Source organism: Burkholderia sp. 4NA327C6 (assembly GCF_005502655.1).
GTDB lineage: Bacteria > Pseudomonadota > Gammaproteobacteria > Burkholderiales > Burkholderiaceae > Burkholderia > Burkholderia contaminans.
In genome coordinates this window covers 47,757-68,481 of sequence record NZ_SCNZ01000040.1, presented here as the reverse complement: position 1 = coordinate 68,481, position 20,725 = coordinate 47,757, and the positions used below count along the sequence as shown (strand labels likewise).

The window sequence follows — 20,725 nt, the reverse complement described above, 5'->3', positions numbered from 1 at the left end:
GTATCGATGAACGCTCCTTCAGACATGCCAACGACTCCTGTTTTCCCCTCGCGCCTGCCGAACGTCGGCACGACGATCTTCACGGTCATGAGCGCGCTTGCCGCAGAAAAAGGCGCGGTGAACCTCGGCCAGGGCTTTCCGGATTTCGATTGCGATCCGCGCATCATCGATGCGGTTGCCGCCGCGATGCGCAGCGGGCACAACCAGTATCCGCCGATGGCCGGTGTCGCGCCGCTGCGCGACGCGATCGCAGACAAGATCGCGCAGGTCTACGGCCGGCGTTACGATCCGGCGACCGAAATCACCGTCACGGCCGGCGCGACGCAGGCGCTGCTGACCGCGATCATGTGCACGGTGCATCCGGGTGATGAAGTGATCGTCGTCGAACCGACCTACGACAGCTACCTGCCGTCGATCGAACTCGCGGGCGGCAAGCCCGTGTTCGTCACGCTGGAAGCGCCCGACTACGCGATCCCGTTCGACCGCCTCGCGGCCGCGATCACGCCGAAAACGCGCATGATCCTGATCAATACGCCGCATAACCCGACGGGCACCGTATGGCGCGAGTCGGACATGCGCAAGCTCGAGGAGATCGTGCGCGGCACCAACGTGCTGATCCTGTCCGACGAGGTCTACGAGCACATGGTCTATGACGGCGCGCGCCACGAGAGCGTCGCGCGCTATCCGGAACTCGCCGCGCGCAGCTTCATCGTGTCGAGCTTCGGCAAGACCTATCACGTGACGGGCTGGAAGGTCGGCTATGTCGCGGCGCCTGCCGCGTTGACCGCGGAATTCCGCAAGGTCCACCAGTTCAACGTGTTCACGGTGAACACGCCGATGCAGATCGGGCTCGCCGACTACCTGCGCGACCCGGCGCCGTACCTGACGCTTGCCGACTTCTACCAGAAGAAGCGCGACTACTTCCGGGCCGGCCTCGAGCGCACGCGCTTCAAGCTGCTGCCCTGCACGGGCACGTACTTCCAGTGCGTCGATTATTCGGCGATCAGCGACCTGCCGGAAGCGGAATTCTCGAAGTGGCTCACGTCGGAGATCGGCGTGGCCGCCATTCCGGTGTCGGCGTTCTATCACGAGCCGCACGAATCGGGCGTCGTCCGATTCTGCTTCGCGAAGCAGGAAAGCACGCTCGCGTCCGCGCTCGAACGGCTCGCACGCCTGTAAGACCCGCACGGGCGGTCGCACACCGCCCTGCGGGAATCGCGCTTACGAACGCGCGACGCTCGTCGCGTCGATATACGCCTTGCGCTCGGCCGCCACGCGCTGTGCGGCAGGGCGCTCGCCCACCTTCTTCGCATGCGTCTTCCAGTCGATGCCTGCATCGAGCAGGAAATCGCGTCCGAATACGGCTTTCGTCGCCATGCCGATCACCGGCAGATGGACCCATGCGGCAATGTCGGCGAGGCCGAACGACTCACCGAGCACATACGGCGAAAACCGCGTCATCTGCTTGAATGCATCGATCGCGCGCGGCAGGCGCTTCTCGACGTGCGCCTTCATCCCGTCGCTGACCTTGCCGCCGAAAAACGCTTCGGTGTAAACCTCGCGCGCCATCCATTCGAGATACAGTTCGAGCGTCTCGATGAGTTCGCGCACCTTCGCGGCCGCGAACGGGCTCGCCGGGAAAATGCCTTTCTCGGGATAGCGCGCCGCCAGGTACTCGATGATCACCTGGGACTCGAACAGCGCGCCTTCTTCGGTCTTCAGAAAGGGAATCTTGCCGAGCGGCGAATCGGCGAGCTGCGCCGGATCGCTGACCGGCAGTCCACATACCGACTCCTCGAACGGAATGTCGTGCTCGAGCAGGACGAACTTCACCTTGTTGTAATAGTTGGACAACGGAATACCGCACAGCTGTAGCATCGGAGTCTCCTTCCTTGCTGAAGCGCGGCCGCATCGATGTCGGCCGCATCCGGATTCATCGCGCTGAAAAGCACGTTCGTGCTAGTCTAAAGCAAGTTTTTCGTCCGTCACGACAACATTACATCCGCTTCGGCATCGGCTGCATCAGCACGCGCAACGCGTGGGGCGCCGCGGCCCTGCCATCCGATGGAGACACGCTCGCATGAGTGCTGAACTGCTGGCCTCACGTCCGCCCGAGAGCGAATCGACGCTCGTCCTCACGCTGTCCAATCCCGGCGCACGCAACGCGCTGCATCCCGACATGTACGCGGCCGGCATCGAAGCGCTCGCCACCGCCGAACGGGATCCCGGGATCCGCGCGGTCGTGCTCACCGGCGCCGATCGCTTTTTCTGTGCTGGCGGCAATCTGAACCGGCTGCTCGACAACCGCTCGAAGGATCCGTCCTACCAGGCCGACAGCATCGACCAGCTCGGCGCATGGGTAACGGCGATCCACGCTTCGACGAAGCCGGTGATCGCAGCGGTGGAAGGCGCCGCGGCCGGCGCGGGCTTCTCGCTCGCGCTCGCGTGCGACCTGATCGTCGCCGCGCACGACGCGAAGTTCGTGATGTCGTACGCGCGTGTCGGCCTGACGCCCGATGGAGGCGGTTCGTGGTTCATTGCCCGCGCGCTGCCGCGAGCGATCGCGGCCGAGATCCTGTTCGAGGGCAAGCCTGTCGCAGCCGAACGTCTGCACACGCTCGGCGTCGTCAATCGGCTCGCCGTGCCCGGCGCGGCACTGACCGATGCACTGGCATGGGCCGATGCGCTCGCCGGCATCTCGCCGAACGCACTCACGCGCATCAAGTCGCTGCTCGACGACGCGACGACGCAACCACTCGATGCGCATCTCGCCACGGAGCGCGATCATTTCGTCGCGTCGCTCCATCATGCGGACGGGCTCGAAGGCATCACCGCATTTCTCGAGAAACGCCCGCCCCGCTACAAGCGCTGAGCGGTCGCGCCCACGTTCGAATCGACATGTCGCCGTGCCGCATCGACCCGATGCGGCGCGGCGACGCTTCTGTCTCGACGACTCGGGACGATACGCAATCGCCTCCGGCGCCATGTAGCGCACCACGCGCGCACACGCATCGGCACGCACATTCCCGTCGCCAGCAGCCCACATCGATCCATGCTCTAATGACCGCCTGTCGCGGCGCTGCCGGCGCCGTTTTCGCGCATGCAACATAGGAGTTCACGATGATCGACGTCTATAGCTGGGCGACCCCGAACGGTCACAAGGTGCACATCATGCTCGAGGAAACGGGCCTCGCTTATCGTGCCCATCCGGTCGATATCGGCGCGGGCGACCAGTTCAAGCCGGAATTCCTGAAGATCAGCCCGAACAACAAGATTCCCGCGATCGTCGATCCGGACGGCCCCGGCGGCCAGCCGATCTCGCTGTTCGAATCGGGCGCGATCCTGATCTACCTCGCGGAGAAGACCGGCAAGTTCCTGCCGACCGATCCGGCTGCACGCTACGCAACGCTCGAATGGCTGATGTTCCAGATGGGCGGCGTCGGCCCGATGCTCGGACAGGCGCACCATTTCCGCCTGTATGCGCCGGAGAAGATCGAGTATGCGGTCAACCGCTACACGAACGAGGCAAAGCGCCTGTACAACGTGATGGACAAGCGTCTCGGCGAATCCGAATATCTCGCGGGCGACGCGTACACGATCGCGGACATTGCGACGTTCCCGTGGACGCGCTCGTGGCAGAACCAGGGCATCGTGCTCGACGAATTGCCGAACGTGAAGCGCTGGTACGACACGATCGCCGCGCGACCGGCCGTGCAACGCGGTGTCGAAGTGCTCGCGTCGATGCGCAAGGCGCTGCAGGACGACAAGGCACGCGAGGTGCTGTTCGGTGCGACGCAATACGCGAAGCACTGACACGCATGTGACGGGCGGAGCGGCATCCGTGCATGCCGCTCCCCGCTTCAGAAGTAATGCAGCGTGATGAATTCCGCCGCGCAGACTGGCAGCGGCACATCGGGACGCTCGACCTGCATCGTCACCGACCACGTCACCTGCACACCGTCCCGCGCGGCCTCGGCGGTTTCCTTTACCGCAAACAACGCACGCACACGCGCACCCACCGGCACCGGCTTCAGGAACCGCACGCGGTTCAGTCCGTAGTTCACCCCCATCTTCTGCTCGAAACGCATCGTATCGGTCATCAACGCCGGAATCAGCGACAGCGTCAGGAACCCGTGCGCGATCGGGCCGCCGAATGGCGACTCGCGCCGCGCACGTTCGGGATCGACGTGAATCCATTGATGATCGCCGGTCGCATCGGCAAAGCCATCGACACGACGCTGGTCGATCGCGATCCAGCCGCTCGCGAGCGGCTCTGCGCCGACCCGCGCCTGCAGCGCCTGCGCCGATGCGATCAGCGGCAAGGTCACGTCGGTCATGCGTGCGTGCCTCCCGGATGGCGCAGCCCGAAGATCACCTTGGTATGCACGGTGATCACCGTCTCGCCGGCGCCGTTCACGCCGACCCACTCCGTCGACACGATGCCGCGGTCGGGCTTGCTCTCCGACACGCGCTTGTCGTGGACCTTCTGGTACATCGTGATCGTGTCGCCGGCGCGCACCGGCTTGAGCCAGCGGATCGAGTCGATGCCGGGCGAGCCCATGCTCGTCGAGTCCGACCCGAGCTTCTTGATGAGCAGGCTCATGAACACCGAACACGTATGCCAGCCGCTCGCGACGAGCCCGCCGAAATGCGATGCTTTCCCGGCTTCTTCGTCGAGGTGGAACGGCTGCGGGTCGTAGCGTCGCGCGAACGCCTTGATGTCGTCGGGTTCGAACGTGTAGCGGCCCACTTCGGTGGTGCTGCCGACCACCAGGTCTTCGTAACTGATGCCCACTAGGTGTCTCCTTGTCTGGTGCGCTCTCGCGTCGCCGTCATGCCGCGTCGGTCTGCGCGAAATCGGGCAGCGCCGCGATGCGGGCGAGATGATGATCGGTGTCGCCGAGCGTCGTCTCGATGATCGTCAGCCGCTTGAACAGGTGCGCGGCGGCGACCTCGTTGGTCACGCCCATGCCGCCGTGCAGCTGGACGGCCTGCTGGCCGACGAAGCGCGCGGCGGCGCCGACGCGCGCTTTCGCGGCCGACACGGCCTTGCGCCGCGCATCGGCATCGCCACTCGCGTAGCGTACGGCTGCCAGGTAGGTCAGCGAACGCGCCTGCTCGGCATGGATCAGCATGTCGACCATCCGGTGCTGCAGCGCCTGGAAACGCGCGATCGGCACGCCGAACTGTTCGCGCGTCTTCGTGTATTCAACCGTCGCGCGATTCAGTTCGTCGAGCACGCCGACCGCCTCCGCGCACAGCAGGAACGTCGCGTAATCGGCAACCTGCTCGAGGGCCGCAGCGTCGCGCGCACCGCCCGTCAGCAGTCGCGCCGGCGTTTCATCGAACCCGATCGTCGCGGCACGCTGGCCGTCGATCGTCCGGTAGTCGACCACCTTCGCGTTCGCGGCATCCCGTTCGACGACGAAGAGGCCGATGCCGCCACCATCGACGCGCGCCGGCACGATCCACGCATCCGCCTGTGCGCCATGCTGAACGACCGATTTCGTGCCGGTCAGCCGATACGTGCCGCCTTGCTCGCGTGCATGCGTGTCGAGTTCGAACAGGTCGTAGCGCGCATGCGGTTCGTGGAATGCAACAGCCACGCGCTTCTGCCCCTGCGCGATCGCCTCCAGCAGCGCCGCATCCTCGCCAGCGCCGGAACCGGCGATGCGCAATGCCTCGACGCCCACCACGGTTGCCCAGTACGGCTCGATCACGAGCGCACGGCCGAGTTCCTGCATCACGACCAGCATGTCGACCGGGCCGCCGCCAAAGCCACCCTGCGCGTCCGGCACGGGCAGCGCGGTCAACCCCAGTTCGCCAAATGCGCTCCATTGTGTGTCCGACACGCCCGCGTCGCTGCGCACGATTGCCTGGCGTGCTTCGAAGCCGTATTGCTCGCCGAGATAACGGCGCAGCGCGTCGGCAAACTGCTGCTGCTCATCGGTAAAGCTGAAATCCATGGTTGTCTCCGTTCCCTGATCACAGCCCCAGAATCATCTGCGCGATGATGTTCTTCTGGATCTCGTTCGAACCGCCGTAGATCGACGTCTTCCGGTAATTGAAGTAGTACGCGGCAAGCGGTGCCGCATCGTCGTCGCCGGCGATGCTGTGCTCGCGCTGCCCGTCGAGGAACGGTACGTCGAACGGTGCGGCGAGCGGGCCGATCGCGTCGACCATCAGCTCGGTGAGCGCCTGCTGCACTTCCGTGCCCTTGATCTTCAGCATCGACGCCTCGGGGCCCGGCCCCTTGCCGCTCGTCTCGCGGCTGACGACGCGCAGCACCGTCACCTCGAGCGCCATCAGTTCGACCTCGAGCGCCGCGACCTTTGCGGCGAACACGGGATCGGCGAGCAACGGCTTGCCGTTCTTGCGCTGGTTCGACGCGACGCGCTTCAGGAACGCAAGCTCGCGCTTCGACGCGCCGACGCGCGCGATGCCGGTGCGCTCGTGGCCAAGCAGGTATTTCGCGTAGGTCCAACCGCGGTTCTCGTCACCGACGAGATTCTCGACCGGCACCTTCACGTCCTCGAAGAACACCTCGTTGACCTCGTGGTCCTCGTCGAGCATGACGATCGGGCGCACCGTGATGCCGGGCGTCTTCATGTCGATCAGCAGGAACGAGATGCCTTCCTGTTTCTTCGCTGCGGGATCGGTACGCACGAGACAGAACATCATGTCTGCGTACTGGCCGAGCGTCGTCCAGGTCTTCTGGCCATTGACGACGTAGTGGTCGCCCTGACGCTCCGCGCGCGTGCGCAACGATGCGAGGTCGGACCCCGAACCCGGCTCCGAGTAGCCCTGGCACCACCAGTCCGACCCGTCGAGAATGCGCGGCAGATAATGACGTTTCTGCGCTTCGCTGCCGTATTTCATCAACACCGGCGCAACCATCGATACGCCGAACGGCAGCACGGTCGGCGCGCCGATCCGCGCGCACTCCTCGTCCCAGATGTGTCGTTGCGTCGCGTTCCAGCCCGGGCCACCGTATTCGACCGGCCACGCGGGCGCAGACCAGCCACGCTGGCCGAGAATCCGGTGCCAGCTCGCGAAATCCTCGCGATCGAGCCGTTTGTGATCGAGTACTTTGGCGCGCAGTGCGTGAGGCAGGTTGGCCTCAAGCCAGGCGCGGACGTCGACGCGGAACGCGTCGTCCGAGGGGGAATAATCCAGATCCATGCGCAGTGTCTCCTGTCCGCAGCCGTCCGGCCCGGCAAGGACTCACTGCATGTTTCATTGCAGCGGTTCTTTGAGCGCGGCAGGAATCGGCAGCGGCATCACGTCGATGCCTTCTTCGGCCAAGGATTGCGCATCTTCGGGCGTCGTGACGCCACGAATGCTGCGTGCCGGCGCCTCGTTGTAATGGATGCGCCGCGCTTCCTCGGCGAAGCGCTCGCCCACATTCTCGGTTTTCTCCAGCACCTCGCGCAGCGCACGCATTACCTGCGCCTGCAGTGCACGCGAAGCGACCGGCTGGGCCTGCGTCGCGCCCGACAAGTTCAGGCGCGGCGCCGACGGCAGACGGTTGACCTCGGTCGTTCCGCACACCGGACATTCGACCAGCTTGCGGGACAACTGCGCTTCGAATTCATCGGCGGAAGCGAACCAGCCTTCGAACCGATGACCGTGCGGGCACTGTAAATCGAGGACCTTCATGCTGAATCAGGGCGTGTGGCGAGTGTAGCGCAAAAAGCGGTTTTGTGAACGGTCGTGCTAAATATCGATCGCGCGACGCGAGGACGCCGCGTCACCGGATTGTAACGCGGCGCCCCACCGGCCGCTGACGCCGCGCTCAGGGCGTCAGGACCGGCCCGAGCGGCCACGTCCCGGACAGCACCTTGTCGAGCCACATCGTGCCGATGATCGTCTTCACGTCGGAGATCTGGCCCGTGCGCACCCATTCCTGCAGATCGGCCTGCGTCGCAGTGAAGGTCTCGAGGAATTCACCTTCATCGAGCTTGCGCTCGCCGGCCGTCAGCCCGCGCGCCAGGTACAGGTCGATGAATTCGGTCGAATAGGAAATGATCGGGTGAATCCGGGCCAGGAACACGTACTCGCGTGCCGTGTAGCCGGTTTCTTCGCGCAGTTCACGCACCGCGCATGCGAGTGCGCCTTCGTTCGGATCGAGCTTGCCGGCCGGGAATTCGGCCATCACCTTGCCGATCGGGTAGCGATACTGGCTTTCCATCAGCACGCGGCCGTCGTCGAACAGCGGGATCACCATCACCGCGCCCGGATGCTGGACGTATTCGCGCGTGGCTTTCTTGCCATCCGGCAGGCGGACGGTATCGCGCTTGAACTTGAGGAACGAGCCTTCGAAAATCGCCTCGCTTTCGAGGCAGGTTTCGGTCAGTGCGGCGTCGTGATTGGGTAGTTCGGCCATCGGCGGCTCCGGGAATGAGCGCGACGGCCGAAGCCGTCAGCGTCGTTTGACGAGATACTGGAACGTGAAGCCGGGAAACGCGAACACGACGAAAAGACTGAACGTGATCGCGTAGAACTGCCAGCCCTGTTCGAAGCGGTTGCCGGCGCGTGACTCGAGCCAGAAGCCGAGCGCGCCGACGATGAAGTACAGCACGATCAGCTCGCCGATCCGCACCCACCCGCTCTTCTTCGCCGCGCCGAACGGCACGACGGCGAAGAGGCGTTGGTTCAGGAACGGCAGGTTGGCGCAGACGAGCGCCAACAGCACGATAAACCAGCCGGCTGCCGACATTACAGCGGCAGCGTGTGACGAATTGCCTGCAGGCAGGCCGTCAGCAGCGGACTCGGGATCAGGCCGAGCGCGACGACCGCGAGGCCGTTCAGCACGAGGATCGTGCGCTTGCAGAAATCGCCCGAGATCGGCGTCGTATCCTGCGGTGCATCGAAGTACATCAGCTTCACGATGCGCAGGTAGTAGAACGCGCCGAACAGCGACGTGATCACGGCCAGCACGGCCAGCCACGTGAGGCCCGCATTGACGGTCGCCTCGAGCACGGCGAGCTTCGCGTAGAAGCCGACGGTCGGCGGAATACCGGCCAGCGAGAACATCATGACCATCATCACGAACGCGAACACCGGGCTGCGCTTGTTGAGGCCCTTGAAGTCGTCGATCGTTTCGGCTTCGAAATCGCGGCGTGCGAGCAGCATCACCACGCCGAACGAGCCGAGCGTCGTGATCAGGTAGACGATCGCGTAGAACATCGCCGAGCTGTATGCGTTCGCCGGTGCCGTTGCGTCGCCCTTCACGATGCCTGCGAGCAGGCCGAGCAGGACGAAGCCCATGTTCGAGATCGCCGAGTACGCCAGCATCCGCTTGATGTTGCGCTGGACGATACCCGTGATGTTGCCGACGATCAGCGACAGTGCGGCCAGGATCACGAGCGCGGTCTGCCAGTTCTGTGCGAGCGGCAGCAGGCCCATCACCAGGAAGCGCAGGCCCCACGCGAACGCGGCAACCTTCGGGCCGCCGCCGACGAACAGCGTCATCGCGGTCGGTGCGCCCTGGTAGACGTCCGGCACCCACATGTGGAACGGCACGGCGCCGAGCTTGAACGCGATACCGGCGACGATGAAGACCACGCCGAACATCAGCACGGCTGCATCGGTGTTGCCGCCGACCGCCTTGTACACCTCGCCCAGCTCGAGCGAGCCGGTCGCACCGTACAGCATCGAGATGCCGTACAGCACGAAACCCGACGCGAGCGCGCCCAGCACGTAGTACTTCATCGCCGCTTCGCTCGACTGTGCGGCATCGCGGCGCAGCGCGATGACGGCGTACAGCGACAGCGACATCAGTTCGAGGCCGAGGTACAGCGTCAGGAAGTTGTTGCCCGACACCATGACCAGCTGACCGAGCAGCGAGAACATGCCGAGCAGGAACACGTCACCCCGGAACATGTCGCGATCTTCGAGGTACTTGCGCGAGTAGACGAGCGAGACCGCGAAACCGAACGACACGACGGCCTTCATCATGCTCGCGAACGAGTCGACGACGACCATCTTCGAGAAGAAGTAGTACTGCTGCGGGTCGAGTGCCTGCACCGCGAACCACACGCCGGCGACGACCGACGATACGACCGCGATCAGATAAGTCAGGCGGCGGCCGGAGGCGCCGGTAAAGGTGTCGTTCAGCCATGCGACGACGATGGCGGCCAGCACCAGCGCGTCAGGCAACAGAACATTCATAGGGGCGTTTTGCATGATCTTGAGTTCCTCCGCTCGCGATTACTGGGCCAGCGGCAGCTTCGACTGCGCGACGTGGGAGAGGAGGTTTTCCACGGAAACGTGCATCACGTCGGTGAAAGGCTTCGGATACAGGCCCATCAGCAGCGTGAACGCGGCGAGCACGGCCAGCATCAGGAATTCGCGACGGCCGATGTCCTTCAGCTTGGCGACGTGATCGTTCGCAACCGCGCCGAAGTACACGCGCTTGTACATCCACAGCGTGTAGGCCGCGCCGAGGATCAGCGTGAATGCCGCGCCGAATGCGATCCAGAAGTTGTACTGGACGGCAGCGAGAATCACCATGAACTCGCCGACGAAACCGGACGTACCCGGCAGGCCGCAGTTGGCCATCGAGAACAGCATCGCGAAGGCCGCGAACTTCGGCATCACGTTGACGACGCCACCGTAGTCGGCGATCTGGCGCGAGTGCACGCGGTCGTACAGCACGCCGATGCAGAGGAACATCGCGCCCGACACGAAGCCGTGCGAGATCATCTGGATGATCGCGCCTTCGACGCCGAGCTGGTTGAAGATGAAGAAGCCGAGCGTGACGAAGCCCATGTGCGCGATCGACGAATACGCGACCAGCTTCTTCATGTCGGCCTGCACCATCGCGACGAGGCCGATGTAGATCACCGCGATCAGCGACAGCGTGATCACGACGGGCGCCAGGAAATGGCTCGCGTCAGGCGTGATCGGCAACGAGAAACGCAGGAAACCGTAGGCACCGAGCTTCAGCATGATCGCAGCCAGCACGACCGAGCCGCCCGTCGGCGCTTCCACGTGCGCGTCCGGCAGCCAGGTGTGGACCGGCCACATCGGCACCTTCACCGCGAACGCGAGGAAGAACGCAATGAACAACAGTATCTGCGGCGTCATCGCGATCTTGGCGTTCTGCCACGTCGCGAGGTCGAACGAATGCGTTTCCGTGTACAGGTAGATCAGCGCAACCAGCATCAGCAGCGAGCCGGCCAGCGTGTACAGGAAGAACTTGAAGGCCGCATACACGCGGTTCGGGCCGCCCCACACGCCGATGATGATGTACATCGGGATCAGGGTCGCTTCGAAGAACACGTAGAACAGCAGGCCGTCGGCCGCCGAGAAGACGCCGATCATGATCCCGGACAGGATCAGGAACGCCGCGAGGTACTGCGCGACGTTCTCGGTGATCACTTCCCATGCGGCGATCACGACGATCACCGTGATCAGCGCGGTCAGCACGACGAACCACATCGAGATGCCGTCGACGCCGAGGTGATACGCGATGTCGAAGCGTTCGATCCAGGTCGACTTCTCGACGAACTGCAGCGCAGCCGTGCTCGAGTCGAAGCCCGTGATCAGCGGGATCGTGACCGCCAGGCCGAGCAGCGAACCGATCAGCGCGATCCAGCGGGCCGTCCCCGGATTTTTGTCGTTACCCACCGCAAGCACGAGGAGGCCGAAAACGATCGGCAGCCAGATCGCGGTACTGAGAATCGGAAAAGCGTGCATTAAGTTGTCCCCCGCCTTATTTGCCGCCGAGCGTTACAAACAGGGTCAGGAGCCCCAGCATGCCGATGATCATGGCGAACGCGTAGTGATAGATGTAACCGGATTGGAGGAAGCGGATCACGCCGGCGAACCAGCCGATGAACCGGGCGCTGCCATTGACGAGGCCGTCGATCACCACGACGTCACCCTCCTTCCACAGGCCGCGGCCGATCGCCACCGAACCACGGGCGAACACCACTTCGTTGATCTTGTCCATGTAGTACTTGTTGTCCAGCAGCGTGTAGATCGGGCCGAACGCGCGGCGGATCGACGCCGGCAGTTCCGGACGCTTCAGGTACAGGAACCAGGCGACAACGACACCGGCAAGCGCGAGCCAGACCGGCAGACCCGACACCGAGTGCAGGCCCATGCCCACCCAGCCGTGGAACTCCTCGGCCATCTCGGCCAGGGCCGGATGGTTTTCGCCGATGAAGATCACCTTGTCGAATGCAACGCCGTGCTGGAAGAAGTCGCCGAACAGCATCGGGCTGATCGCGATCGCACCGATGATGACCGACGGGATCGCCAGCAGGACCAGCGGAACCCACACGACCCACGGGGTCTCGTGCGGTTCGTGCGCGTGGTCGTCATGACCGTGGCCATGGCCGTGGTCGTCGTGGCCATGCGCAGCCGCCATGCCCATCGGCGATTCCGGATGCTTCGGCTTGCGGAAGCGCTCTTCGCCGTGGAACACCAGGAAGTACATGCGGAACGAGTACAGCGCCGTGACGAACACGCTCGCGACGACCGCGAAGTACGCGAAGCCCGAACCCGGCAGGTGCGACAGCTTCACCGCGTCGATGATCGAGTCCTTCGAATAGAAGCCCGAGAAGAACGGCGTACCGATCAGCGCGAGCGAACCGACGAGCGACGTGATCCACGTGATCGGCATGTACTTGCGCAGGCCGCCCATGTTGCGCATGTCCTGGTCGTGGTGCATGCCCATGATGACCGAGCCGGCGCCGAGGAACAGCAGTGCCTTGAAGAACGCGTGCGTCATCAGGTGGAACACGGCGACCGGGTAAGCGGACACGCCGAGCGCGACGGTCATGTAGCCGAGCTGCGACAGCGTCGAGTACGCGACCACACGCTTGATGTCGTTCTGGACGATCCCGAGGAAGCCCATGAAGAGCGCCGTGATCGCGCCGATCACCGTGATGAACGACAGCGCGGTATCCGACAGCTCGAACAGCGGCGACATGCGCGACACCATGAAGATGCCGGCCGTGACCATCGTCGCCGCGTGAATCAGCGCGGAGATCGGGGTCGGGCCTTCCATCGAGTCCGGCAGCCACACGTGCAGCGGGAACTGGGCTGATTTACCCATCGCGCCGATGAACAGGCAGATGCAGGCGACGGTCAACAGGCCCCAGTCGGTGCCCGGGAAGTGCAGGCTCGCGAGTTCCGCGCGCTTTGCGAACACTTCGCCGTAGTTCATCGAGCCGGCGAACGCGAGCAGCAGGCCGATGCCGAGCAGGAAGCCGAAGTCGCCCACGCGGTTCACGAGGAACGCCTTCATGTTCGCGTAGATCGCGCTCTCACGCGTGAAGTAGAAGCCGATCAGCAGGTACGACACCAGACCCACCGCTTCCCAGCCGAAGAACAGCTGCAGGAAGTTGTTGCTCATCACGAGCATCAGCATCGAGAACGTGAACAGCGAGATGTACGAGAAGAAGCGCTGGTAGCCGTCTTCTTCCGCCATGTAGCCGATCGTGTACACGTGCACCATCAGCGAGACGAAGGTCACGACGACCATCATCATCGCGGTCAGCGAATCGACGAGGAAGCCGACTTCGAGCTTCAGCGAACCGACGTTCATCCATTCGTAGACGGTCGCGTTGAAGCTTGCGCCGCCCATCACGTCGAAGAAGACTTTCGCCGACAGGAGGAACGCGATCATTACGCCGAGGATCGTGATCCGGTGTGCGCCCTTGCGCCCGACTGCGTTCCCGAACAGCCCCGCAATCAGCGAGCCGGCCAGCGGAGCGAGCGGAATCGCCAGCAGCAGGTTTTCATTGAGTGTCGTTGACATAACAGCGTTGCCTGAAATTAACCTTTGAGCTGATCGAGATCCTCGACATTGATCGTGTCGAGCTTACGGAACAGGGTCACCAGAATCGCGAGACCGATCGCGGCTTCCGCTGCGGCGACGGTCAGCACGAAGAACACGAAAATCTGGCCGTGCACATCGCCGAGGTAATGCGAAAACGCGACGAAGTTGGTGTTCACCGCCAGCAGCATCAGTTCGATCGACATCAGGATGATGATGACGTTGCGGCGGTTCAGGAAAATCCCGACGATCGCGATCGCAAAGAGGATCGCGCCGAGCACGAGGTAATGAGCAAGAGTCAGCATGTTTTCTTTTCCTCCGCTTAGCCGTTGGTGCCCGAACCGGCTTCGCTCTGCGCCGTTTCCGGCTGCGGCTTGTCCGCTTCCATCTTCACGAGGCGCACGCGGTCGTTGCGGCGCACCTTGACCTGATCCGACACACGCTGGCGCTTGCTGTCCTTGCCCTTGCGCTCGGTCAGCCCGATCGCGGCAATGATCGCGACCAGCAGCACGAGGCCTGCGATTTCAAACGCGAAGATGTAGTCGGTGTAGATCACCTTGCCGATCAGGCGCGTGTTCGACCAGTTGGCCATCTCGCCCGTGGCCATCGCGTGGACCGTCTGCGTGTCGCCGTAGCCGCGCCACAGGATCAGCGCCGTTTCGATCACGATGATCGCGCCGACCACGGTCGCCATCGGCACAAAGCGCTTGAAGTCACGGCGCAGGTAGTCGATGTTGATGTCCAGCATCATCACGACGAACAGGAACAGCACCATCACGGCGCCCACGTAGACCAGCACCAGCAGGATCGCGAGGAACTCCGCTTCCAGCAGCATCCAGATCGCGGCGGCGTTGAAGAACGCCAGCACAAGGAAAAGCGCAGACGCCACCGGGTTGCGCGAAGTGATCACCTTCAGCCCTGATACCACCAGGAGCAGCGCGAAGATGTAGAACAGTACGGTCGTGAATTCCATGATTACCGGTTCATCGTTAGGCCATAGTCAGGCGCGGCTTGCGGGACGCTCTCGCGTGCCGCACCCGTCGCGGCGGCTCGGCCCTGGCTTCGGGCCGGCACTGCAAACACAATCAACGATACGGCGCGTCGGCAGCCTTCGCCGCGGCGATGTCCTTCTCGTAGCGATCGCCCACCGCGAGCAACATTTCCTTGGTGAAATACAGGTCGCCGCGCTTTTCGCCGTGGTACTCGAGAATCTGCGTCTCGACGATCGAATCGACCGGGCAGCTCTCTTCGCAGAAACCGCAGAAGATGCACTTCGTCAGGTCGATGTCGTAGCGCGTCGTGCGGCGCGTGTTGTCCGCGCGCGTTTCCGATTCGATCGTGATCGCCATCGCGGGGCATACGGCCTCGCACAGCTTGCACGCGATGCAGCGCTCTTCGCCGTTTTCGTAGCGGCGCAGCGCGTGCAGCCCGCGGAAACGCGGCGAAATCGGCGTCTTTTCTTCCGGGAACTGCACGGTGACCTTGCGCTTGAACGTGTAACGCCCGGTCAGCGCGAGCCCCTGCAGGAGCTCGGTCAGGAAGAAGGTCTTAAAGAAGTGTTGGATTGCGCTCATGATTTCGTCCGATTACTTCACCCAGATGTTGAGCGGCGACATCATCCAGAAGCCGACCACGACCACCCAGACCACCGTGACGGGCAGGAATACCTTCCAGCCCAGGCGCATGATCTGGTCGTAACGGAAACGCGGGAACGTCGCGCGAACCCAGATGAACACCGACAGCAGCGCGAATATCTTCAGCACCAGCCAGAAGATGCCCGGAATGAACGACAGGAATTCGAACGGTGCATCCCAGCCGCCGAGGAACAGCGTCGCGGTCAGCGCCGAGATCACGATCATGTTGATGTACTCGGCGAGGAAGAACAGCGCGAACGCCATACCCGAGTAATCGATCATGTGGCCGGCAACGATTTCCGACTCCCCTTCCACCACGTCGAACGGGTGGCGGTTCGTTTCGGCAATGCCCGAGATGAAGTACACGACGAACGCCGGCAGCAGCGGCAGCCAGTTCCACGACAGGAAGTTCACGCCGTGGCCCGCGAAGAAGCCGTGCTGCTGCGAACCGACGATTTCCGACAGGTTCAGGCTGCCGGCCGTCATCAGCACCAGCACCAGCGCGAAGCCCATCGAGATTTCGTACGACACCATCTGTGCCGCGGCGCGCATCGCACCGAGGAACGCGTACTTCGAGTTCGATGCCCAGCCTGCGAGAATCACCGCGTACACGCCGATCGACGAGATCGCCATCGCGTACAGCAGGCCCGCGTTCACGTTCGCGAGGACCGCTTCGGCCTGGAACGGGATCACGGCCCACACGGCGAACGCCGGCACGACAGTCATCACCGGCGCGATCAGGTACAGCCAGCGGCTGGCGGCGCTCGGCTGAATGACTTCCTTCAGCAGCAGCTTCAGCACGTCGGCGATCGGCTGCAGCAGGCCGCCGGGGCCGACGCGGTTCGGACCGAGACGCACGTGCATCCAGCCGATCAGCTTGCGTTCCCACAGAATCAGGTACGCGACGCACAGCAGGATGACGACGGAGACGACGAGGATGCGCACGATTGCCCACACCGTCGGCCATGCGAAGCCGAGAAGCTGGGACCCGCCCGCGTTGATCGTATCGAACAAGCTCATTTACGCCTTCTCCACCACCAGTTCACCGGACAGGCCACCGAGCGCTGCGCCGGCAGGCGTCGCCGCCGATACGCGAACGACGGTCTCCGCAAGATTCGCGTCGCGCACGGCCGGCAACTGCACCGCACGCTCGCCCTGGCGCACGCGCACGGCGTCGCCTTCCTTCAAGCCCAGCTTGTCGAACAGCGCAGCCGGCAGTGCCGCGGCATTCGCCGCCTTCGCAGCGGCCGTCAGGTGCAGCGCACCTGCGCGGCGCACGAGTGCGTCGGCGTGATAGATCGGCACATCGGCCAGGCGCTCGAAACCGCCGTTCGCGGCATTCGCCGCGACGCGCACCGGTGCGACCGACGTGTGGTTCGACAGACGGCCCGCGACGCCGGCGTCGCCGAGCGCGGCGAGACGCACTTCTTCCGCGGTCTCGTATTCGAAGTTCGGCAGGCCGAGCAGGCTGCCGAGCACGCGCAGCACCTTCCAGCCCGGACGCGTGTCGCCGAGCGGGCGCACGACGCCGTTGAAGCTCTGCACGGTGCCTTCCGCATTCACGTACGTGCCGGCCGTTTCCGTGAACGGCGCAACCGGCAGCAGCACGTCGGCGTAGTCGAGGCCGTGCTTGAACGGCGACATCACGACGACCATCTCGGCCTGGTTCAGCGCGGCAAGCGCCTGCGCCGGATCGGCGGTATCGAATTCCGGTTCGACGTTCAGCAGCACGTAGCCCTTGCGCGGCTGCGCGAACGCTTCGCGCGCGTTCAGGCCGCCTTCGCCCGGCAGTGCGCCGACGACGTGCGCGCCGACCGTGTTCGCCGCTTCCGTCAGGAAGCCGAACGTGGCGCCGGTGTTGTCGGCGATCCACTTGGCGACGGCGTGCAGCTTGGCGAATTCCGGATGGCGGACCGCCACGTTGCCGAGCAGCACCGCGCGGCGTTCGCCGTTCGCGAGCGACTGGGCGACAGCCTGCGCGGCCGGCGATGCCGTGACGCCTGCGAGCGTGTCGGGCAGTGCGACGCCGCGCAGTTGCGCGACGGCCGCCGCGATACCGGCCAGCTGGTCAAGCCATGCCGACGGGGCAGCAACGATGCGCTGCGCGGTCGGGATCAGTGCGTCGTCACCGGTCGCGTGCAGGAAGTGCAGCTTCGCACCGTTCTTCGCGGCCTGACGCAGGCGCGATGCGAACAGCGGGTGGTCGCGGCGCAGGAACGAACCGACGACGAACGCGGCGTCCACGTTCGACAGCTCGGCGATCGGCATGCCGAGCCACGGTGCGCCCTGGACCGGCGCCGAGAAATCCTGCTGACGCAGACGGAAGTCGACGTTCGGCGTCTTCAGTTCGTTCGCGAGCTGCTTCACGAGGAACAGCTCTTCGGCCGTGCTGTGCGCGCTCGCGAGCATCGCCAGCGCATTCGCGCCATGATCCGCGGCGATGCCCTTCAGGCCCTTCGCGACGTATTCGAGTGCGGTCTGCCAGTCGGTTTCGATCCACTGGCCGCCCTGCTTCAGCATCGGCTTCGTCAGGCGCTCTTCGCTGTTGAGGCCTTCATACGAGAAGCGATCCTTGTCCGAGATCCAGCATTCGTTGATGGCTTCGTTCTCGAACGGCAGCACGCGCATCACGCGGTTGTTCTTCACCTGAACGACGAGGTTCGCGCCGACGGAATCGTGCGGGCTCACCGACTTGCGGCGCGACAGTTCCCACGTACGGGCGCTGTAGCGGAACGGCTTGCTGGTCAGCGCGCCGACCGGGCACAGGTCGATCATGTTGCCCGACATTTCGGAATCGACCGTCTTGCCGACGAACGTCGTGATTTCCGAGTGCTCGCCGCGGCCCAGCATGCCGAACTCCATCACGCCGGCAATTTCCTGGCCGAAGCGGACGCAGCGCGTGCAGTGGATGCAACGCGACATTTCTTCCATCGAGATCAGCGGGCCCACGTTCTTGTGGAACACCACGCGCTTCTCTTCCGAGTAGCGCGACGACGACTTGCCGTAGCCGACCGCCAGATCCTGCAGCTGGCATTCGCCGCCCTGATCGCAGATCGGGCAGTCGAGCGGGTGGTTGATGAGGAGGAATTCCATCACCGACTGCTGCGCCTTCACGGCCTTGTCGGATTGCGTATGGACGATCATGCCGGCCGACACGGGGGTCGCGCAGGCAGGCACGGCCTTCGGCATCTTCTCGACTTCGACGAGACACATCCGGCAGTTGGCCGCAACCGACAGCTTCTTGTGATAGCAGAAGTGAGGAATGTACTTGTCCGCCTTGTGCGCAGCCTGGATCACCATGCTGCCTTCGGGCACCTCGACCTTCTTGCCGTCTATTTCAAGTTCAACCATGATGGTGAATGGTCCTTAACCTATTTCCGCCCGTTCGCGCCTTCGCCCGACCGTGCGCTCAAATTCCGCAACCGGGTTCGCTTCAGGCTGCCGCCGCGTGCGCGTGGCCGCCGACCATGCAGTGCTTGTGCTCGACGTGGTACGCGAATTCGTCCCAGTAGTGCTTGAGCATCCCGCGTACCGGCATCGCCGCCGCATCGCCAAGTGCACAGATCGTGCGGCCCATGATGTTCTCGGCAACCGAGTTCAGCAGGTCCAGATCTTCCTGGCGGCCTTCGCCGTGCTCGATACGGTTCACGACGCGATACAGCCAGCCGGTGCCTTCACGGCACGGCGTGCACTGGCCGCACGATTCCTCGTAGTAGAAGTACGACAGGCGCAGCAGCGAGCGCACCATGCAGCGCGTCTCGTCCATCACGATCACCGCGCCGGAACCGAGCATCGAGCCCGCCTTCGCGATCGAATCGTAGTCGAGATCCGTCTGCATCATGATGTCGCCCGGGATCACCGGTGCCGACGAACCGCCCGGAATCACGGCCTTGATCTTCTTGCCGCCGCGCATCCCGCCGGCGAGCTCCATCAGCGTCGCGAACGGCGTGCCGAGCGGCACTTCATAGTTGCCCGGACGCTCGACGTCGCCCGACACCGAGAAAATCTTCGTCCCGCCGTTGTTCGGCTTGCCGATCTCGAGGTAGTTCTGCGGCCCGATGGACAGCAGGAACGGCACCGCGGCGAACGTCTCGGTGTTGTTGATCGTGGTGGGCTTGCCGTACACGCCGAAGCTCGCCGGGAACGGCGGCTTGAAGCGCGGCTGGCCCTTCTTGCCTTCGAGCGACTCGAGCAGCGCCGTTTCTTCGCCGCAGATGTACGCGCCGTAACCGTGGTGCGCGTGCAGCTGGAACGAGAATTCCGAGCCCATGATGTTGTCGCCGAGGAACCCGGCAGCGCGTGCTTCATCGAGCGCGGCCTCGAAGCGTCGATACACTTCGAAGATCTCACCGTGGATGTAGTTGTAGCCGACGGTGATGCCCATCGCGTACGCGCCGATGGCCATGCCTTCGATCAGCGCGTGCGGGTTCCAGCGCAGGATGTCGCGATCCTTGAACGTACCCGGCTCGCCTTCGTCCGAGTTGCAGACGAGGTACTTCTGCCCCGGAAACTGGCGCGGCATGAAGCTCCACTTCAGGCCGGTCGGGAAGCCCGCACCGCCACGGCCACGCAGGCCCGACGCCTTGACGTCGGCGATCACCTGCTCGGGCGGAATCTTTTCTTCGAGAATGCGGCGCAGCTGCTTGTAGCCGCCGCGCGCAACGTAATCTTCGAGGTGCCAGTTCTCGCCGTTCAGACCAGCGAGGATCAGCGGTTTGATGTGACGGTCGTGGAGGGACGTCATTTCGAGAGCTCCTCAAGCAGCTGGTCGATCTTCTCGCGGCTCATGAAGCTGCACATTCTGTGATTGTTCACCAGCAGCACCGGCGCATCGCCGCACGAGCCCATGCATTCGCCTTCCTTCAGCGTGAACTTGCCGTCGGGCGTGGTCTCGCCGAAGCCGATGCCGAGCTTCTGTTTCAGGTAGTCGGCAGTCGCTTCCGCGCCACCGTCCGGGCCGAGCTGGCACGGCAGGTTCGTGCAGAGCGTGATCTTGTGCTTGCCGACCGGTTTGAGCTCGTACATCGTGTAGAACGTCGCGACTTCCTGCACGGCAACGGCCGGCATGCCGAGATAGTCCGCGACGAACTGCATCAGTTCGGGCGACAGCCAGCCGTGCTCTTCCTGAGCAACGGCCAACGCCGACATCACGGCGGACTGTTTCTGATCGGCGGGATACTTCGTCAACGCTCGATCGATTTCCTTCAGGCCTTCAGCTGAGATCATTTTCAGACACGACTCTTTCAATTCCTACCGAACGAACAACCTGCCGCACACTGGGGTGCATGGACGGCAGACC

Annotated in this window: 22 protein-coding genes; 4 read left to right on the top strand and 18 right to left on the bottom strand. The window is 63.9% G+C overall.

Going from position 1 to position 20,725, the window contains the following annotated elements; all coding sequences use genetic code 11:
* The first annotated feature begins 6 nt into the window (after positions 1-6).
* Complete coding sequence (locus FFS49_RS31080; protein ID WP_105818736.1) at positions 7-1,179, top strand: pyridoxal phosphate-dependent aminotransferase; 1,173 nt, start codon at positions 7-9, stop codon at positions 1,177-1,179.
* A 42-nt stretch (positions 1,180-1,221) separates the two neighbouring features.
* Here the strand turns inward: FFS49_RS31080 and FFS49_RS31075 are convergent, their stop codons facing one another.
* On the bottom strand, positions 1,222-1,878 hold the full coding sequence (locus tag FFS49_RS31075) for a glutathione S-transferase (RefSeq protein WP_105818735.1): 657 nt from the start codon (positions 1,876-1,878) through the stop codon (positions 1,222-1,224).
* Between the two features lie 14 nt (positions 1,879-1,892).
* Here FFS49_RS31075 and FFS49_RS31070 point away from each other — a divergent pair, with 14 nt between their 5' ends.
* The 3 genes from FFS49_RS31070 (at position 1,893) to FFS49_RS31060 (ending at position 3,813) form a co-directional block, all read left to right on the top strand.
* On the top strand, positions 1,893-2,084 hold the full coding sequence (locus FFS49_RS31070) for a hypothetical protein (RefSeq protein ID WP_135370777.1): 192 nt from the start codon (positions 1,893-1,895) through the stop codon (positions 2,082-2,084).
* A complete protein-coding gene (locus tag FFS49_RS31065; protein WP_039370630.1) occupies positions 2,081-2,872 on the top strand; it encodes an oxepin-CoA hydrolase, alternative type in 792 nt (263 codons plus the stop codon). Before FFS49_RS31070 ends, FFS49_RS31065 begins: the two co-directional genes overlap by 4 nt.
* 248 nt (positions 2,873-3,120) lie before the next feature.
* Positions 3,121-3,813 (top strand): glutathione binding-like protein, encoded by a 693-nt coding sequence (locus FFS49_RS31060; RefSeq protein WP_039370627.1) that lies wholly within the window; start codon positions 3,121-3,123, stop codon positions 3,811-3,813.
* A 47-nt stretch (positions 3,814-3,860) separates the two neighbouring features.
* Here FFS49_RS31060 and FFS49_RS31055 read toward each other — a convergent pair whose 3' ends face one another.
* The 17 genes from FFS49_RS31055 to nuoE form a co-directional block, all read right to left on the bottom strand.
* Complete coding sequence (locus FFS49_RS31055; protein ID WP_071334759.1) at positions 3,861-4,337, bottom strand: MaoC family dehydratase; 477 nt, start codon at positions 4,335-4,337, stop codon at positions 3,861-3,863.
* Positions 4,334-4,795: a MaoC family dehydratase gene (locus tag FFS49_RS31050; protein WP_105818734.1), complete on the bottom strand. Its 462-nt coding sequence runs from the start codon at positions 4,793-4,795 to the stop codon at positions 4,334-4,336. The genes FFS49_RS31055 and FFS49_RS31050 overlap by 4 nt, the downstream gene beginning before the upstream one ends.
* A 37-nt stretch (positions 4,796-4,832) precedes the next feature.
* Positions 4,833-5,966: an acyl-CoA dehydrogenase gene (locus FFS49_RS31045; RefSeq protein ID WP_105818733.1), complete on the bottom strand. Its 1,134-nt coding sequence runs from the start codon at positions 5,964-5,966 to the stop codon at positions 4,833-4,835.
* A 19-nt stretch (positions 5,967-5,985) separates the two neighbouring features.
* Positions 5,986-7,182: an acyl-CoA dehydrogenase family protein gene (locus FFS49_RS31040; protein ID WP_069248462.1), complete on the bottom strand. Its 1,197-nt coding sequence runs from the start codon at positions 7,180-7,182 to the stop codon at positions 5,986-5,988.
* A 54-nt stretch (positions 7,183-7,236) separates the two neighbouring features.
* Positions 7,237-7,659, bottom strand: a complete 423-nt coding sequence (locus tag FFS49_RS31035; RefSeq protein WP_105818732.1) for a DUF1178 family protein — start codon at positions 7,657-7,659, stop codon at positions 7,237-7,239.
* 136 nt (positions 7,660-7,795) lie between these two features.
* On the bottom strand, positions 7,796-8,386 hold the full coding sequence (locus FFS49_RS31030; RefSeq protein WP_105818731.1) for an NUDIX hydrolase: 591 nt from the start codon (positions 8,384-8,386) through the stop codon (positions 7,796-7,798).
* A gap of 36 nt (positions 8,387-8,422) precedes the next feature.
* On the bottom strand, positions 8,423-8,719 hold the full coding sequence (locus FFS49_RS31025) for a DUF2818 family protein (RefSeq protein ID WP_039370614.1): 297 nt from the start codon (positions 8,717-8,719) through the stop codon (positions 8,423-8,425).
* Positions 8,719-10,173 (bottom strand): NADH-quinone oxidoreductase subunit NuoN, encoded by a 1,455-nt coding sequence (gene nuoN, locus FFS49_RS31020; protein ID WP_039370611.1) that lies wholly within the window; start codon positions 10,171-10,173, stop codon positions 8,719-8,721. The genes FFS49_RS31025 and nuoN overlap by 1 nt, the downstream gene beginning before the upstream one ends.
* A 39-nt stretch (positions 10,174-10,212) precedes the next feature.
* Positions 10,213-11,703, bottom strand: coding sequence for an NADH-quinone oxidoreductase subunit M (locus tag FFS49_RS31015; RefSeq protein ID WP_021162817.1), 1,491 nt, complete (start codon positions 11,701-11,703; stop codon positions 10,213-10,215).
* Between the two features lie 16 nt (positions 11,704-11,719).
* Positions 11,720-13,774 carry an NADH-quinone oxidoreductase subunit L gene (gene nuoL, locus FFS49_RS31010; RefSeq protein WP_039370608.1) on the bottom strand — a complete coding sequence of 685 codons (2,055 nt, stop codon included), beginning with the start codon at positions 13,772-13,774 and terminating at the stop codon, positions 11,720-11,722.
* A gap of 17 nt (positions 13,775-13,791) precedes the next feature.
* Entirely contained in the window at positions 13,792-14,097 is a 306-nt protein-coding gene (nuoK, locus tag FFS49_RS31005; RefSeq protein ID WP_006478272.1) for an NADH-quinone oxidoreductase subunit NuoK, read from the bottom strand.
* A 17-nt stretch (positions 14,098-14,114) separates the two neighbouring features.
* Positions 14,115-14,765 (bottom strand): NADH-quinone oxidoreductase subunit J, encoded by a 651-nt coding sequence (locus tag FFS49_RS31000; protein WP_021162815.1) that lies wholly within the window; start codon positions 14,763-14,765, stop codon positions 14,115-14,117.
* 112 nt (positions 14,766-14,877) lie between these two features.
* The gene (gene nuoI / locus FFS49_RS30995; RefSeq protein ID WP_011352695.1) at positions 14,878-15,366 is read right to left on the bottom strand and encodes an NADH-quinone oxidoreductase subunit NuoI; all 489 of its coding nucleotides are present in this window, start codon (positions 15,364-15,366) and stop codon (positions 14,878-14,880) included.
* Between the two features lie 12 nt (positions 15,367-15,378).
* Positions 15,379-16,446 (bottom strand): NADH-quinone oxidoreductase subunit NuoH, encoded by a 1,068-nt coding sequence (gene nuoH / locus FFS49_RS30990; protein WP_011352696.1) that lies wholly within the window; start codon positions 16,444-16,446, stop codon positions 15,379-15,381.
* Positions 16,447-18,777: an NADH-quinone oxidoreductase subunit NuoG gene (gene nuoG, locus FFS49_RS30985; protein WP_137910380.1), complete on the bottom strand. Its 2,331-nt coding sequence runs from the start codon at positions 18,775-18,777 to the stop codon at positions 16,447-16,449.
* A gap of 82 nt (positions 18,778-18,859) precedes the next feature.
* Entirely contained in the window at positions 18,860-20,170 is a 1,311-nt protein-coding gene (nuoF, locus tag FFS49_RS30980) for an NADH-quinone oxidoreductase subunit NuoF (RefSeq protein ID WP_006478267.1), read from the bottom strand.
* Positions 20,167-20,652 (bottom strand): NADH-quinone oxidoreductase subunit NuoE, encoded by a 486-nt coding sequence (nuoE, locus tag FFS49_RS30975; RefSeq protein ID WP_039370599.1) that lies wholly within the window; start codon positions 20,650-20,652, stop codon positions 20,167-20,169. Before nuoE ends, nuoF begins: the two co-directional genes overlap by 4 nt.
* Between the last annotated feature and the right edge of the window lie 73 nt (positions 20,653-20,725).

Excerpts from the sequence above, each read along its gene's own strand:
- FFS49_RS31080 (WP_105818736.1), top strand. The coding sequence starts at position 7 with ATGAACGCTCCTTCAGACATGCCAACGACTCCTGTTTTCCCCTCGCGC.
- FFS49_RS31075 (WP_105818735.1), bottom strand. The coding sequence starts at position 1,878 with ATGCTACAGCTGTGCGGTATTCCGTTGTCCAACTATTACAACAAGGTG.
- FFS49_RS31065 (WP_039370630.1), top strand. The coding sequence starts at position 2,081 with ATGAGTGCTGAACTGCTGGCCTCACGTCCGCCCGAGAGCGAATCGACG.
- FFS49_RS31060 (WP_039370627.1), top strand. The coding sequence starts at position 3,121 with ATGATCGACGTCTATAGCTGGGCGACCCCGAACGGTCACAAGGTGCAC.
- FFS49_RS31055 (WP_071334759.1), bottom strand. The coding sequence starts at position 4,337 with ATGACCGACGTGACCTTGCCGCTGATCGCATCGGCGCAGGCGCTGCAG.
- FFS49_RS31045 (WP_105818733.1), bottom strand. The coding sequence starts at position 5,966 with ATGGATTTCAGCTTTACCGATGAGCAGCAGCAGTTTGCCGACGCGCTG.
- FFS49_RS31040 (WP_069248462.1), bottom strand. The coding sequence starts at position 7,182 with ATGGATCTGGATTATTCCCCCTCGGACGACGCGTTCCGCGTCGACGTC.
- FFS49_RS31035 (WP_105818732.1), bottom strand. The coding sequence starts at position 7,659 with ATGAAGGTCCTCGATTTACAGTGCCCGCACGGTCATCGGTTCGAAGGC.
- FFS49_RS31030 (WP_105818731.1), bottom strand. The coding sequence starts at position 8,386 with ATGGCCGAACTACCCAATCACGACGCCGCACTGACCGAAACCTGCCTC.
- FFS49_RS31025 (WP_039370614.1), bottom strand. The coding sequence starts at position 8,719 with ATGTCGGCAGCCGGCTGGTTTATCGTGCTGTTGGCGCTCGTCTGCGCC.
- nuoN (WP_039370611.1), bottom strand. The coding sequence starts at position 10,173 with ATGAATGTTCTGTTGCCTGACGCGCTGGTGCTGGCCGCCATCGTCGTC.
- FFS49_RS31015 (WP_021162817.1), bottom strand. The coding sequence starts at position 11,703 with ATGCACGCTTTTCCGATTCTCAGTACCGCGATCTGGCTGCCGATCGTT.
- nuoL (WP_039370608.1), bottom strand. The coding sequence starts at position 13,774 with ATGTCAACGACACTCAATGAAAACCTGCTGCTGGCGATTCCGCTCGCT.
- nuoK (WP_006478272.1), bottom strand. The coding sequence starts at position 14,097 with ATGCTGACTCTTGCTCATTACCTCGTGCTCGGCGCGATCCTCTTTGCG.
- FFS49_RS31000 (WP_021162815.1), bottom strand. The coding sequence starts at position 14,765 with ATGGAATTCACGACCGTACTGTTCTACATCTTCGCGCTGCTCCTGGTG.
- nuoI (WP_011352695.1), bottom strand. The coding sequence starts at position 15,366 with ATGAGCGCAATCCAACACTTCTTTAAGACCTTCTTCCTGACCGAGCTC.
- nuoH (WP_011352696.1), bottom strand. The coding sequence starts at position 16,446 with ATGAGCTTGTTCGATACGATCAACGCGGGCGGGTCCCAGCTTCTCGGC.
- nuoG (WP_137910380.1), bottom strand. The coding sequence starts at position 18,777 with ATGGTTGAACTTGAAATAGACGGCAAGAAGGTCGAGGTGCCCGAAGGC.
- nuoF (WP_006478267.1), bottom strand. The coding sequence starts at position 20,170 with ATGACGTCCCTCCACGACCGTCACATCAAACCGCTGATCCTCGCTGGT.
- nuoE (WP_039370599.1), bottom strand. The coding sequence starts at position 20,652 with ATGATCTCAGCTGAAGGCCTGAAGGAAATCGATCGAGCGTTGACGAAG.